This window comes from Chelativorans sp. J32, assembly GCF_000518985.1.
Taxonomy (GTDB): Bacteria; Pseudomonadota; Alphaproteobacteria; order Rhizobiales; family Rhizobiaceae; genus Chelativorans.
On sequence record NZ_JAEQ01000018.1, the window covers coordinates 28,505 to 41,920 of the forward strand.

At 63.4% G+C, this 13,416-nt stretch carries 11 protein-coding genes and 1 riboswitch; of the genes, 4 read left to right on the forward strand and 7 right to left on the reverse strand.

Features of this window, described 5'->3' with window-relative positions; translation table 11 throughout:
* Positions 1-230 precede the first annotated feature (230 nt).
* The 3 genes from CHEJ32_RS0119180 to CHEJ32_RS0119190 form a co-directional block, all read right to left on the reverse strand.
* Positions 231-989, reverse strand: a complete 759-nt coding sequence (locus CHEJ32_RS0119180) for an ATP-binding cassette domain-containing protein (RefSeq protein ID WP_028035239.1) — start codon at positions 987-989, stop codon at positions 231-233.
* Positions 982-2,064, reverse strand: a complete 1,083-nt coding sequence (locus CHEJ32_RS0119185; RefSeq protein ID WP_028035240.1) for a ribose ABC transporter — start codon at positions 2,062-2,064, stop codon at positions 982-984. The genes CHEJ32_RS0119180 and CHEJ32_RS0119185 overlap by 8 nt, the downstream gene beginning before the upstream one ends.
* Before the next feature lie 65 nt (positions 2,065-2,129).
* Positions 2,130-3,119 carry an ABC transporter substrate-binding protein gene (locus CHEJ32_RS0119190; protein ID WP_028035241.1) on the reverse strand — a complete coding sequence of 330 codons (990 nt, stop codon included), beginning with the start codon at positions 3,117-3,119 and terminating at the stop codon, positions 2,130-2,132.
* Positions 3,120-3,615: 496 nt separating this feature from the next.
* Between CHEJ32_RS0119190 and CHEJ32_RS0119200 the strand changes: the two genes are divergently transcribed.
* Positions 3,616-4,686, forward strand: a complete 1,071-nt coding sequence (locus CHEJ32_RS0119200) for an AI-2E family transporter (RefSeq protein WP_051469766.1) — start codon at positions 3,616-3,618, stop codon at positions 4,684-4,686.
* 38 nt (positions 4,687-4,724) lie between these two features.
* On the opposite strand, the gene nadC is transcribed toward CHEJ32_RS0119200, so the two are convergent.
* The 4 genes from nadC to CHEJ32_RS0119220 form a co-directional block, all read right to left on the reverse strand.
* The gene (gene nadC / locus CHEJ32_RS0119205) at positions 4,725-5,576 is read right to left on the reverse strand and encodes a carboxylating nicotinate-nucleotide diphosphorylase (RefSeq protein ID WP_028035243.1); all 852 of its coding nucleotides are present in this window, start codon (positions 5,574-5,576) and stop codon (positions 4,725-4,727) included.
* The gene (locus CHEJ32_RS0119210) at positions 5,576-7,129 is read right to left on the reverse strand and encodes an L-aspartate oxidase (RefSeq protein WP_028035244.1); all 1,554 of its coding nucleotides are present in this window, start codon (positions 7,127-7,129) and stop codon (positions 5,576-5,578) included. Before CHEJ32_RS0119210 ends, nadC begins: the two co-directional genes overlap by 1 nt.
* Positions 7,126-8,103 (reverse strand): quinolinate synthase NadA, encoded by a 978-nt coding sequence (gene nadA, locus CHEJ32_RS0119215; protein WP_028035245.1) that lies wholly within the window; start codon positions 8,101-8,103, stop codon positions 7,126-7,128. Before nadA ends, CHEJ32_RS0119210 begins: the two co-directional genes overlap by 4 nt.
* Positions 8,104-8,169: 66 nt before the next feature.
* Positions 8,170-9,111 carry a membrane protein gene (locus tag CHEJ32_RS0119220; protein ID WP_028035246.1) on the reverse strand — a complete coding sequence of 314 codons (942 nt, stop codon included), beginning with the start codon at positions 9,109-9,111 and terminating at the stop codon, positions 8,170-8,172.
* A 188-nt stretch (positions 9,112-9,299) separates the two neighbouring features.
* On the opposite strand from CHEJ32_RS0119220, the gene panB reads away from it, so the two are divergent.
* The 3 genes from panB to thiC all read left to right on the forward strand — a co-directional run bounded on the left by panB (position 9,300) and on the right by thiC (position 13,157).
* Positions 9,300-10,145 (forward strand): 3-methyl-2-oxobutanoate hydroxymethyltransferase, encoded by an 846-nt coding sequence (gene panB / locus CHEJ32_RS0119225; RefSeq protein WP_028035247.1) that lies wholly within the window; start codon positions 9,300-9,302, stop codon positions 10,143-10,145.
* Complete coding sequence (gene panC, locus CHEJ32_RS0119230) at positions 10,142-10,996, forward strand: pantoate--beta-alanine ligase (RefSeq protein WP_028035248.1); 855 nt, start codon at positions 10,142-10,144, stop codon at positions 10,994-10,996. The genes panB and panC overlap by 4 nt, the downstream gene beginning before the upstream one ends.
* 136 nt (positions 10,997-11,132) lie before the next feature.
* Positions 11,133-11,250, forward strand: a riboswitch (TPP riboswitch).
* Between the two features lie 95 nt (positions 11,251-11,345).
* Positions 11,346-13,157: a phosphomethylpyrimidine synthase ThiC gene (thiC, locus tag CHEJ32_RS0119235; protein ID WP_028035249.1), complete on the forward strand. Its 1,812-nt coding sequence runs from the start codon at positions 11,346-11,348 to the stop codon at positions 13,155-13,157.
* Positions 13,158-13,416 lie beyond the last annotated feature (259 nt).

Here is a 13,416-nt window from a genome sequence, read left to right on the forward strand (position 1 = left end):
TCCGTCGGCCGAAGCTTGCGCAAGCGGATCGCGGTGGGGCTGAGCGAAACGGCATTCAACCCAATCCCGCCTGCCGTAGACCTTAATCGTCGGCGCGCCAAGATCGTCGCCCCTCTTTTCCGTCTTGTCCAACCCTCTTTCCCTGGACAAAAGAAGGCTGCGGCAAGGCGACAGGGCCCCCTGTGACGCGGGTCCATCTTGCCGGGTTGAGCGTGGCCCGTAACCAACCTTCACCGACCGCCCACCATCAGCTTCACCACCTCGTCATGGGTGGTTTCGGAGATGCGGCGCTCCCCCGCCATAACGCCGCGCCGCAGCACGATGATCCGGTCGGCGACGGCGAAGATGTCCTGCAGATTGTGCGAGATGAAGATTACGCCGCGGCCTTCCGCCTTGAGCTGGTGGATAAGAGCGATCACCTTGCGCTGTTCCGGCACACCGAGCGCTGCGGTCGGCTCGTCCATGATAAGAATCTGCGCGTCCCAATAGACGGCGCGCCCGATCGCCACCGCCTGCCGCTGCCCGCCGGAAAAGTTGGAGACCGGCGCTTCGAGGCGGCTCACATGGAAATCGAGCCGCGCCATGGTGGCGCGTGCAGCGTCGGCCATTGCCTTGCGGTCCAGTATCGGGACGAAGCCGAAGAGCCTCTTCATGGGCTCGCGGCCCAAGAAGATATTGGCACCGATCGAAAGATTATCGGCGAGCGCCAGGTCCTGGTAGATCGTTTCGATGCCCCTGTCGCGCGCCTCCTGCGGGGTGGTGAAGGTGACCGGCTGGCCATTCAGGAAGATTTCGCCGGAGCTTGGCCGGAAGACGCCGGAGATGGTCTTGATCAGAGTGGTCTTGCCCGCGCCATTGTCTCCGGCAAGCGCGACCACTTCGCCCCGGTGCACGGACATGGAGAGGTCGTTCAGGGCGCGGATGGCGCCGAAATGCTTGGAGAGGTTGCGGACTTCGAGGATGGGCGGTTCCTGCGCGGCGCTACTCATCGACCCGCCCTCCGCTGAAGCGGCGCTGCGCCTGGTCGATCAGCACGGAGATGATGATGACCACGCCGACGCTGATGAATTGCCAGAACGGCTCCACATTGATGAAAACGAGCCCGTATTGGATGACGGCGATGACGAGCGCGCCGGCGACCGTGCCGAAGATCGTGCCGGACCCGCCGAAAAGGCTCGCCCCGCCGATCACCACCGCCGCGACGCTGTCGAGGAGCAGCGGCTCACCGGCTTGGGCAGCGCCTGCATTGAACCGGGCGGAATAAAGCACGCCCGCAAGTCCCGCGCAGATGCCCGAGAGGACATAAAGGCGCGTCAGATGCGACTTGATGTTGATGCCCGCGCGGCGCGCCGCCTGCACATTGGCGCCGATCGCGTAATTGTGCTGGCCGAACCTCGTCTGTGTGAGGAGGTAGTGCATGAGGAGCACGAAGACGATCGTGACGATGACGATATAGGGTACGCCATGGAAGCGGCCATTGCCGAGCGTGGAGAAGAAGGAATTGCCCTGTACGGGCACCACGGTTCCGCCGGCGAGGAGAAAGGCGACGCCGCGCGCGACGCCGAACATGCCGAGCGTACCGATGAAGGGCGGCACGCGCAGCCGCGCCACCAGCAGCCCGTTGATGAGGCCGGGTACGCCGGCAATGGCGACGCCCGCAAGCGCGCCGGCGAGCACGGCAAGCGGCATGCCGAGCGAAGGGGTTGTCCAGTTCACCACATGGGCGGCGACGACAGCCGCAAGCCCCATGATGAAGCCGAGCGAAAGATCGATGCCGCCGGAGATGATGACGAAGGTCTGGCCGCTCGCAAGCAGGAGGGGCGCCACGGCAAAGATCGCGATCGACTGCAGGTTATAGGGATTGAGGATGAAAGTGCCGTCGAAATCGTAGCGGGCCCATATCTCGAAGGCGAGGACGAGTGCTGCGAGAAACAGCCATGCCCTCAGATCGGCAATCCGCTGCACGAGCGTCTTAGCCCGCTCGGAATGATCGGCCGGCGGCGCGACGTGATCGCGGGGGGCAGCCTGAGGGCCGGTTTTCTGGACGTCTTCTGTGGAACTCATGCCGTCTTCCGGTCTGGCGTGTCAGCGAGCCGGGGCCCGGCAAGCCGGGCCGCCCATTGCCATGATCAATCGGAATAGACGTATTTGGCTATTTCCGGATCTGAGACGTTCGACTTGTCGATCACTGTGAAGCCAGTGCCGATCAGCGTGGGGATGGACTGGCCCGTGAGGTGTGCGAAGGCCGAAACCACGCCGAAATAGCCGATCTCCGCCGGATGCTGCGCGATCGCCACATCCACAAGGCCGGAATTGATATTGTCGACGATGGATTTCGGCGCATCGAAGGCCACGACCTTGATGTTGCCGCTCTGGCCCGCCTGCTGCACGCCGTTTGCCGCGCCGAGCGCGGAGAAGAGATTGGCGCCGAACACCCCCTTCAGGTCGGAATTGCGCGCAAACATCGCCTGAAGCTGAGAAGCGGCGTTGTTGGCATCGTTCTGGTTGAACTGCGTCTCCAGCACCTCGATGTTGGGGTATTTCTCCTTCATCTCCAGCTTGAAGCCTTCCTCGCGCTGGTCGGTGGTGGAGATGCCGGGCTTTACGTTCGAGACATAGACTTTGCCCTCCCCGCCGATCGCCTCTCCCAAGGCGCGAGCAGCCATGCGGCCGCCAAGGATGTTGTCGGAGGCGATATAGGCGAGCGGGAAATCGGCCTCGCCGCCACCCGTCTGGTACTGACCGTTGCCGATGAAAGTGTCGACCGTGATGATCGGGATGCCGGCGTCATGCGCCTTGCGCAATGGTTCGATGAGCTGATTGGTGTCCGTCGGGGCGATCAGGATCGCGTCTGGGTTGCGCGCGATCACGGCATCGAGCACCGGGACCTGCAGCGTCGGGTTGAACTCGGGCGCGCCCTGGAACATCAGCTCGACGCCCAGCGCGTCGGCGGCAGCCTGCGCCCCCTTGTGCATGGTGATGTAGAAGGCGTCCGTGGTGAGCCCCGGAATAAGGGCGATTGTGAATTTCTTGTCCTGCGCGACGGCAGGAACCGAAATCCCCGTGCCGAGCGCTATCGTGCCAATGACGGCTGCCTTGAGAATGGAACGACGTTGCATGGGTTTCCTCCCTCCATGGTGCTCTGCCGAAGGTTCCGCGAACCGGGCCTCCCGCCCGGCACCTGGCGCGACCGCGTAAAGCGCGAGCACACCAAGCAGCGACTTCGGCTTCTGACGCGAAGATCGCGCCGGCCAGGTCAATGTAGCCGGTTCAATCTCCTCCTCTCTTATAACTGTCGCCTCCGGCCGCCCACAGTGCCCCTTTTGGCTAGGCAGGCGAGCGGCGTCGGCAGAATTTGGCGCCCGGCTCCGCCGGGCTGTCAATGGCTTTCTGCGCGCCAGTCATAACTTCATATGCAGAATCTTCGCTGCGGATCGCAGCCAGCGCAAGCCCAGAACGGAAATGGCTTTGCGGAAGCACTGTGTGTGGATTTCAATAACTTGCACTAGCCTCATGCGACCCAATGGAAGCATGCCCCTCCGTGTCAGACCACTCGTTCGGAACCTGGCTTTTCCGAGGCCGTTACCTGTTGGTTTCCAATGGGTGGATAAGGGCATGAAGCAGGATGCCAGCTCCGATCTGCATCCCGAGGGCGCGCCGGTCCGGTGGGCCTTCTTTTTTCGCCTTTTTCTTCTGGCCGCAGCCGTCATCGCCGCAGGATTGCTGGTATGGAAGCTTTCCAACCTGTTGCTGCTCGCCTTCGGCTCCATCCTCGTGGCTGTGCTGGTGAGGTCCTTCTCCGCCCTTATCGAACGATACACACCGCTTCGTTCCGGAACGTCCCTTGCGGCGGCGACCATCGCGATCGCCGCATTCATGGCCGGGTTCGCCATCCTGCTCGGCTCGCAGATACAAACCCAGTTTGCCCAGCTGTTCGAGCGGGCGCCGGATCTGATCCATGCCCTTGAAGACCGCTTCGGCGTGGAAAATCTGGAGGACAAGCTTGTCGAACAGATCCAGCAATCCATCGAACGCACATCCCTGATATCGAATGTCGCCGGCCTCTCCACGACGCTTTTCGGCAGCCTCGCCAATCTCCTGCTTGTCATGGTAGCCGGCATCTATCTCGCTGCCGATCCCAGAAGCTACCGTCGCGGCTTCTTCCTCCTGTTCCCAAGGCGCGCGCGCCGCGAAGCCGCCGAAACGCTGGATGTCCTCTACAACGCCCTGCGTCTGTGGCTGCTCGGTCAGCTCCTAAGCATGTTCCTCGTGGGAGCGGCTTCTGCCGCAGGGCTATGGCTGCTCGGCATTCCTTCCGCCCTGGCTCTAGGGGTGATCGCAGGGCTTCTAGAGTTCGTGCCGGTGATAGGCCCGATCCTCGGCGCTGTGCCTGCGGTAGCACTGGCGCTGGCGGAAAGTCCCGTCACCGCCGCATGGGTGGCACTGCTTTATCTCGTCATCCAGCAGTTGGAAGGCAATCTGATCATGCCGCTCATCCAGCACCGGATGGTGCGGCTTCCCCCCGCGCTGACCATCTTCGCCATAATCGGTTTTGGCCTGCTGTTCGGGCCGCTCGGCATTCTCTTCGCGACGCCGCTGCTGGTCGTCGTCTTCGTCACCGTAAAAAAGCTGTGGGTTCGAGACACATTGGACGAAGACACCAAATTGCCGGGAGAGACAGAGTAAAGATTTGGCAGCTACGTCTCTGCTTCGACCCTCTAGAATCAGGCCCGATAGTCCAAGCCGATATCCAGCACGGGCGAGCTATGGGTGATCCAGCCAACGGAGATAAGGTCGACGCCTGAGGCAGCGATGGCGGGTGCAGTTCCTCGCGTAACCCGGCCTGAAGCTTCCGTGATGGCGCGGCCGCCGGTGATCTCCACCGCTCGGGCAAGCTGCTCGGGCGACATGTTGTCGAGCAAGACCGCGTCGGCTCCGAGGGAAAGCACTTCCTGGAGTTGGGCAAGCGTGTCCACCTCCACCTCGATCTTGACCATATGGCCCGCATGCGCCCGCGCCCGCTCTATTGCCGGACGGATGCCACCGGCAATGGCGATGTGGTTGTCCTTGATAAGAATAGCATCGTCCAGCCCGAAACGATGGTTCGATCCGCCGCCGGCCCGCACTGCGTATTTTTCGAGCGCGCGAAGCCCGGGCGTCGTCTTGCGCGTGCAGACGATCTGCGCCTTGTGGCCCTTGATGACCTCGACGATCGAGGCAGTCGCCGTGGCAATGCCGCTCAAGTGGCAGAGGAAATTGAGCGCCGTGCGCTCGGCCGTCAGCAGGCCCCGTGCCGGGCCGCTGACGCTGGCGATCACATCGCCCGGAAGAACCGCACTGCCGTCCGGTCTCTCGACCTTGACCGAGATCGCCGGATCGATGAGGCGGAAGGCGAGTGCCGCGACGTCAAGCCCTGCGACCACGCCCCGCTGCCGGGCGGTGAGCGTCAGTTCGGCATCGAGGCCGGCCGGCACGACGGCATCCGTCGTGAGATCGCCGGCACGGCCGAGATCCTCCAACAGCGTGGCGCGCACCAGCGACTCAAACATGACCGTGGGAAGCGGAGGAGTGTTCATTATGCGCTCCGTGCAAAAGGCAGGGACGTTTCAGAAGCTAGATTTCGTGCAGCCTCGAAGGCTTGCTCGAGCGTGAGGCGCGCATGCAGTGCGCGCTCGCTCCGCCCCGGGAAGTCGGAGCGGAAATGCGCGCCCCGGCTTTCCTCGCGCGAAAGGGCGGAGACAGCCATCATCAGGGCAACCGCCGCGGGATCGGAGGCGGGGCCATCGCCTTCTGCAAGAGGCAGAAGCGCTGAAACCGCAGCTCGCATACCATCCCCGTCCCGGACCACGCCCAATGGGCGGGAGATGATCGGGCGCACGGTCGAGGCATCGACTTTCCCCGGCGTGGGGAAGAAGACCGGCCTGGGGTGCGTATGATCGACGGTGCCTGCAATGCTCTCCGCAACCCAACGACCGCAGATGGCGGCCTCGATGAGCGAATTGCTGGCGAGACGGTTGGCGCCATGCAGCCCTGTGGCAGCTGCTTCGCCGCAGGCCCAGAGGCCGGAAACGGAGCTGCGTCCTTCGCCGTCCACTGCGATGCCGCCCATATGATAATGGACGGCGGGCCGGATCGGGATCGGCTCCCCCGCAGGATCGATGCGCACGGCCTTGCAGGAAGCGTCGATGCCTGGAAAACGCCGAGCGAAGCGGGTTCCGAGCGCCTTCCGCGCGTCGAGATAGACGCGATGCCCTTCCGCGAGATGCCGCGCGACAGCACGCGCCACTACGTCGCGCGGTGCAAGCTCCGCACCTGGAGTGCCTTGAAGAATGCGGCGACCGGTCTCGTCGATCAAGATCGCGCCCTCCCCACGCACGGCCTCACTGATGAGGCTCATAGGGCGGGCGGGGCCATCCAGCGCGGTTGGATGGAACTGCACGAACTCCAGGTCACGAAGTTCGGCGCCGGCACGGGCAGCAAGCGCCAGACCCTGGCCGATAGAGCCCAGTGGGGTCGTGGTGTCAGTGTACAAGCCGCCTATGCTGCCGGTGGCGATGACGACGCGGCCGGTGGAAAGAAGCACGGCACCGGCGGGGCCGGTGGCGATGATACCGGAAACGCCGATCTCATCCGTGAGGAGCCGCCGCGCCTCAAAACCTTCCAGGACGGTAATGGAAGGGGTGCGGCGCACGGCCTCCACAAGCGCGCGCATGATCTCGCGCCCGGTGGCGTCCCCACCCGCATGGACAATGCGGCGGCGGCTGTGGGCGGCTTCCAGCCCGAGGAGCAATGTGTCATCCGCCGTCACGTCGAACCGCACGCCGAAGCGCATCAGGTCTTCGACTGCCTGCGGAGCCGCGCGGACGATCCTGCCCACGATCTGCGGATCGCAGAGACCGTCCCCGGCCGCCAGCGTATCAGCCAGATGAAGCTCGGGATCGTCGTCCGGGCCTATGGCTGCAGCGATCCCGCCCTGGGCCCAGCCGCTCGATGCCTCCCGCCCGAGAGGCGCCTTGGAGAGCACCACCACGGGTTCGGGCGAAAGGTGAAGCGCGGTTGCAAGCCCGGCCAGGCCGGCACCGATGACCACGGGCCGGCCGGCGAGATCGCGAAGATCGGTGCCCTTCATCTGACCGCAAGCATCCGCTCGACCGCAAGCCGCGCCCGCTCCGCCACTTCCGCATCGACCGTCACTGCGTGGCGATTCTCTTCCAATGCCTTGCGGATGTTGCCGAGTGTGATGCGCTTCATATGCGGGCAGAGATTGCAGGGCCGGACGAACTCGACATCTGGATGGGCCACGGCGACATTGTCGCTCATGGAGCATTCAGTCATCAGCACAACGCGTTGCGGCTTCTCCCGGCCCACATAATCCGACATTGCGGCGGTAGAGCCGGAAAAGTCAGACACCGTGATCACTTCCGGCGGACACTCGGGATGCGCGAGTACAACCACGCCGGGGTTGGCCTCCCGCAATTCGTGGATATCCGCTGCGGTGAAGCGCTCATGCACCTCGCAATGACCTTTCCAGGCGATGATCTCGACATCGGTTTCCGCCGCGACATTCTTCGCGAGGTATTCGTCCGGGATCATGATCACGCGGGGTACGCCGAGCGATTCCACGACCGCGCGCGCATTGCCCGAGGTACAGCAGATGTCGGACTCCGCCTTCACCGCCGCCGACGTGTTGACGTAAGTGATGACCGGAACGCCCGGATAGTGCCGGCGCATCAGGCGCACTTCTTCCGCCGTGATCGAATCGGCGAGCGAGCATCCCGCGCCCATGTCCGGGATCAGAACCGTTTTCCCCGGATTGAGGAGCTTTGCGGTCTCGGCCATGAAATGGACGCCAGCAAGCACGATGACATCGGCATCCGTGTTGACCGCTTCGCGGGCGAGCGCCAGGCTGTCGCCGACGATATCGGCAACGCAGTGGAAGATTTCCGGCGTCTGGTAGTTGTGCGCGAGAACGACGGCGTTGCGACGGCGCTTGAGGTCTAGAATGGCCTCTATATCCTCCGTAAATGCGGGCCACTCGACCGGCGGGATCACCCGCTTCACCTTTTCGTAGAGCGCGTCCGTACGGTGGGGAATATCGAGCATGAGCGGGCCTCCGTTATGCTCCTAATGAGCATATGGTACATATGCTTACTCTGAGCATAAGCCCTGTCAAGCCCGTATGACGGGTAATTTTGTGCCCGCGGCGGTGCGTTCCATCAGCACGGCCGGGCGGAAGCGGAAGAGCTTTGCAGGGCGCCCACCCGTTTCGGAGCTGGTTTCGCCCGTCTCCTCCACGAGTTCCTGCTGCTCAATCAGGCGGCGGAAATTCTGCTTGTGCACCAAGCGGCCCGAAAGCGCTTCGACGGCCTGTTGCAACTGCAGGAGCGTGAAGACGGGAGGCATGAGTTCGAACACCACCGGCCGGTATTTGATCTTGGTGCGCAGCCGCGCAATGCCCGTGGCAAGGATGCGGCGGTGGTCCGCGATCATGGAGCGGCCGGGAATGGGAGCGGTCGCGTCCTCTCCCCTCTTCCTGAGCGCTTCCTCGACCAAGCCTGCCTCATAGAGCAATTCGTAGCGCTGCAGCACCAATTCCTCATTCCACGAGCGGCCGTCGAGCCCGAAGGCGATCGCCGCCCGCTGGCACCGGTCCTCGCGCGGCTCTCCTTCGACCTCCTCCGCCCAGGCTGCGAGCCTCGGCAGGATCAGACTCTCGACGATTTCCGGCGCCCCGTCGCGATGATCCTCCCAGGGAAAATAGTCGTACCAGCTGCGCCAATCGCGCGGGGCTTGCCCTTCCCTCCGCTCGTCATGCGTCAAGCCGAGATAGCTGATCGAGATGGCGCGGGTAAGCTCGTCGGCCAGACGGTCACGATCGGCGAAGGTGTAGAGTTGCTCGATATAGCCCAGGCGATGTCCGGTCTGCTGCTCCACCCAGTCGCGCAGCCCCGCCTGGAGCGAGCGATGTCCGAGTTCAAACGGGCCCGAAGGCAAGGCGCGCCCCTGCTGGATGGTGAGCGCGCACGGCCGATTGCCGATGACTGCGGCGACGACCGCGATCAGATCGACCTTCACTTCGTGGCGCTGGTGGGGATCCTGCGTGGCGTTCATTGGCTCTGTTGGGTCCTGCTCCGTCCGAACGAGTCAATAACCAGCATGTAGCAGCAGAACGGGCCCGGCGGAACACCGACCTGGATGCGGGAACGATCAGAGCCTGTGCACCGCAAATTTTTCTTCGCAACTGCACAAAACTATGCGAAATGAGCCGGCACCAGCAGTTGCCTCTGGAGGATGATGTCATGAGCGCAACCGGAGGAACGAGATCGATAACACCGCCGGAGATCAGGGCAGCCAAGGGCAAAACGCCCATTGTCTGTCTCACCGCCTATACGACACCGATCGCCCGGCTCCTCGACCCGCACTGCGATTTGGTCCTCGTGGGTGACAGCGTCGGCATGGTGCTGCACGGGCTTCCTTCCACGCTTGGCGTGACGCTCGACATGATGATCATGCACGGAAAGGCGGTGCGCCGCGGGCTGGAAAAGGCGCTGATGGTGGTCGATATGCCCTTCGGCTCCTACGAGGAGGGCCCGGAACAGGCCTTTCGCAATGGCGCTCGCGTCATGGCCGAGACCGGCTGCGCAGCTATCAAGCTCGAGGGCGGCGAGAGCATGGCGGAAACGATCCGCTTCCTGGTCGCGCGTGGCGTGCCGGTGATGGCCCATGTCGGCTTGACGCCGCAGGCGGTGAACGCCTTCGGCGGCTACCAGGTCCAGGGCCGCGGGGCGGATGCCGAGCGGGTGCTGCGCGACGCGCGCGCGGTCGCCGAAGCGGGTGCTTTTTCGGTGGTGCTGGAGAAAGTGCCGGAAGAGCTTGCCGTCAGGATTACCAAGGAGATCCCGATCCCGACCATCGGCATCGGTGCTTCGTCCGCCTGCGATGGGCAGGTGCTGGTGGTGGACGACGTGTTGGGCATGTTCACCGATTTCCGCCCGAAATTCGTCAAGCGATATGCGGAGTTGGCGGAAGCGGCGGACGCCGCGGTGTCCGCTTATGCCCGTGATGTGCGGGAACGCCGCTTCCCGGGGCCGGAACACGTCTTCGGCAGCGCCCCGAAGCCGGTGAAAGGGGGCGAGGCGGCATGAGCGTCCCGATCGTCCGCACCGTGAGGGAGTTGCGTGCCGAGGTGTCTGCCTGGCGAAGGCAGGGGTTTCGCGTAGGCGTGGTGCCGACCATGGGGGCGCTGCACGAGGGGCATTTGAGCCTGGTACGAACCGCCCTGGGCAGGGCCGACCGCGTGATCGTCACATTATTCGTCAATCCGAAGCAGTTCAACAACGCCGCCGACCTCGCAGCCTATCCGCGCACTGAGGAGGCAGACGCAGGGAAGCTAGCACCGCTCGGCGCCCACATGCTCTACGCGCCCGACGTGGCGGAGATGTATCCGGACGGGTTTTCCACCACGGTTTCCGTCAGCGGTGTGAGCGAAGGCCTTTGCGGCGCATTCCGGCCGGGCCATTTCGATGGTATGGCGACAGTGGTGACGAAACTGTTCCTGCAGACTGGTTCCGACCTCGCCTTCTTCGGCGAGAAGGATCTCCAGCAGCTCCACGTGGTGCGGCGGCTGGCCCGCGATCTCGACATACCGATCGAGATCGTCGCCTGTCCGACGGTGCGCGAGGAGGACGGGCTCGCCCTTTCCTCCCGCAATGTTCGCCTTTCGACCGAGCACCGCCTGATCGCTCCGCGGCTCGCCAAAATCCTCTTTGCGACGGCCGGCCGCCTGACAGAAGGCGCGTCCATCGACGAAACCCTTCTCGAAGCGCGCAATGCGATTCTCGAGGCCGGCTATCAGCAGGTCGAATATCTCGAATTGCGCGCAAACGAGGATCTTGCACCGCTTTCCAAACTTGACAGGCCGGGACGGCTGCTCGTCGCAGCATGGCTTGGCGGCGTCCGCCTCATCGATAACGTGCCGGTAGCTCCTGCGCGGTAGGAGAACTTACGCGCAAACGACGTGTAAATCATTGGACCCACTTACTTTTTTTTCGTAACGCTTTGCGGTGCTCGAGCGGCACGGCATGGAGATCGAGCAATGGCTTGACAAGCGTAGGCGCTCCTCGCAAGATCACGGCCATCACCAGGGGGGCCCGGACAACGGGCTGAGATACCGCTGGCTTCAAGCAGCGCGGTGACCCTTCGAACCTGATCCAGTTCATACTGGCGTAGGGACGGTGCGACGGCTTTCCGGCCCGCAGACCAAAGGAATGCAGTTTCAGCGGAAAGCTTCTCTCCCCTCCTTCGGCAAGAACTGGGTCTCCAACGCGAATGCAGAGAGACTCGCCATGGATGCCCGGAACAACCCCAAACCCGAAATCACCACGGGTCCCCTCCCCGCCTCCCGTAAAATCCACAAGCCCGGCACGCTCTTCCCGGAGATCCGAGTGCCCATGCGAGAGATCGCTGTGCATCCGACGGCGGGCGAACCGCCGGTGACGGTCTATGATTCTTCCGGGCCCTATACGGATACAAGCCTCACCATCGATATCGAACAGGGCTTGCCGCGCCTGCGCGAGGCCTGGATCGAAGCGCGCGGCGACGTGGAGCGCTATGACGGCCGCGTGGTGAAACCGGAGGACAACGGCTTCGTTTCGGGCGACAGGCTGACGCCGGAGTTTCCCGTGCGAAACCGGCCGCTCAAAGCCAAGGATGGCAAGGCCGTCACCCAGCTTGCCTATGCGCGGGCTGGCATAATAACGCCGGAGATGGAGTTCATCGCCATCCGCGAAAATCTCGGGCGCGAGAAGCTGAAAGAGAAGCTTGCGCGCGACGGCGAAAGTTTCGGCGCGGCAGTGCCGGATTACGTGACACCCGAATTCGTGCGTGACGAGGTGGCGCGCGGGCGGGCGATCATCCCGGCCAACATCAACCACCCCGAATCCGAGCCGATGATCATCGGCCGCAACTTTTTGACCAAGATCAACGCCAATATCGGCAATTCCGCCGTCACCTCCTCCATGGCCGAGGAGGTGGAGAAGCTGGTCTGGGCGACGCGCTGGGGAGCGGACACGGTGATGGACCTTTCGACCGGCCGCAACATCCACAATATCCGGGAATGGATCATCCGTAACTCGCCTGTGCCCATCGGCACCGTGCCGATCTACCAGGCGCTGGAAAAGGTTGGTGGCATCGCCGAGGAGCTGACGTGGGACGTGTTCCGCGACACGCTCATCGAGCAGGCCGAGCAGGGCGTCGACTATTTTACGATCCACGCCGGCGTGCGGCTGCACTACGTGCCGCTGACGGTGAACCGCGTGACGGGCATCGTCTCGCGCGGCGGCTCGATCATGGCCAAGTGGTGCCTCGCCCACCACAAGGAAAGCTTTCTCTACGAGCATTTCGAGGAGATCTGCGACATCTGCCGCGCCTACGACGTCTCCTTCTCGCTGGGCGACGGCCTGCGCCCCGGCTCGATCGCCGACGCCAATGACGCGGCGCAGTTTGCCGAGTTGGAGACACTGGGCGAGCTTACAAAGATCGCCTGGGGCAAGGATTGCCAGGTGATGATCGAGGGGCCGGGCCATGTTCCCATGCACAAGATCAAGGAGAACATGGACAAGCAGCTCGAGATCTGCGGCGAGGCGCCGTTCTACACGCTCGGCCCGCTCACGACGGATATCGCGCCCGGCTACGACCACATCACCTCGGCGATCGGCGCAGCAATGATCGGCTGGTTCGGCACGGCCATGCTCTGCTACGTCACGCCCAAGGAACATCTGGGCCTGCCCGACCGGGACGACGTGAAGACCGGCGTCATCACCTACAAGATCGCGGCGCACGCGGCGGACCTCGCCAAGGGCCATCCGGCGGCCAAGGTGCGCGACGACGCACTTTCGCGCGCCCGTTTCGAGTTCAGATGGGAGGACCAGTTCAACCTCTCGCTGGATCCCGAGACGGCACGCGCGCTGCACGACGAGACCCTGCCCAAGGAAGCGCACAAGGTGGCGCATTTCTGCTCCATGTGCGGCCCCAAATTCTGCTCCATGCGAATCTCGCACGACATCCGCGCCGAGGCGCAGAAGGAGGGCATGGCAGCGATGGCGGAGAAATTCCGTGAGGGCGGGGATTTGTATGTACCGGTGGAGGCGGGTGAATGAGGCGCGGGATATAAGGGATAGCCGTGATAACCCCCTCTCTTGCAAATTCTACTGACTTAGCTTCGCTAAGCCCAAGAATTTGCTTTCTCCCCCACCAAGGGGGAGATAGCCGCCCTGCAGCTGCACCACTGCCAATCTTCAGCTTGGGCGACTGGCAGCAAGGCTGGTGCGGGCCCCTATCTCTCCCCTTGCGGGAGAGAAAGCGATTTCGACCTGTTAGCCGAAGGCTAAGTGTTAGAAATCGCAAGAGAGGGGGTCC

Bases quoted from the DNA above. Each gene is read 5' to 3' on its own strand.
- CHEJ32_RS0119180 (WP_028035239.1), bottom strand. From the start codon at position 989: ATGAGTAGCGCCGCGCAGGAACCGCCCATCCTCGAAGTCCGCAACCTC.
- CHEJ32_RS0119185 (WP_028035240.1), bottom strand. From the start codon at position 2,064: ATGAGTTCCACAGAAGACGTCCAGAAAACCGGCCCTCAGGCTGCCCCC.
- CHEJ32_RS0119190 (WP_028035241.1), bottom strand. From the start codon at position 3,119: ATGCAACGTCGTTCCATTCTCAAGGCAGCCGTCATTGGCACGATAGCG.
- CHEJ32_RS0119200 (WP_051469766.1), top strand. From the start codon at position 3,616: ATGAAGCAGGATGCCAGCTCCGATCTGCATCCCGAGGGCGCGCCGGTC.
- nadC (WP_028035243.1), bottom strand. From the start codon at position 5,576: ATGAACACTCCTCCGCTTCCCACGGTCATGTTTGAGTCGCTGGTGCGC.
- CHEJ32_RS0119210 (WP_028035244.1), bottom strand. From the start codon at position 7,129: ATGAAGGGCACCGATCTTCGCGATCTCGCCGGCCGGCCCGTGGTCATC.
- nadA (WP_028035245.1), bottom strand. From the start codon at position 8,103: ATGCTCGATATTCCCCACCGTACGGACGCGCTCTACGAAAAGGTGAAG.
- CHEJ32_RS0119220 (WP_028035246.1), bottom strand. From the start codon at position 9,111: ATGAACGCCACGCAGGATCCCCACCAGCGCCACGAAGTGAAGGTCGAT.
- panB (WP_028035247.1), top strand. From the start codon at position 9,300: ATGAGCGCAACCGGAGGAACGAGATCGATAACACCGCCGGAGATCAGG.
- panC (WP_028035248.1), top strand. From the start codon at position 10,142: ATGAGCGTCCCGATCGTCCGCACCGTGAGGGAGTTGCGTGCCGAGGTG.
- thiC (WP_028035249.1), top strand. From the start codon at position 11,346: ATGGATGCCCGGAACAACCCCAAACCCGAAATCACCACGGGTCCCCTC.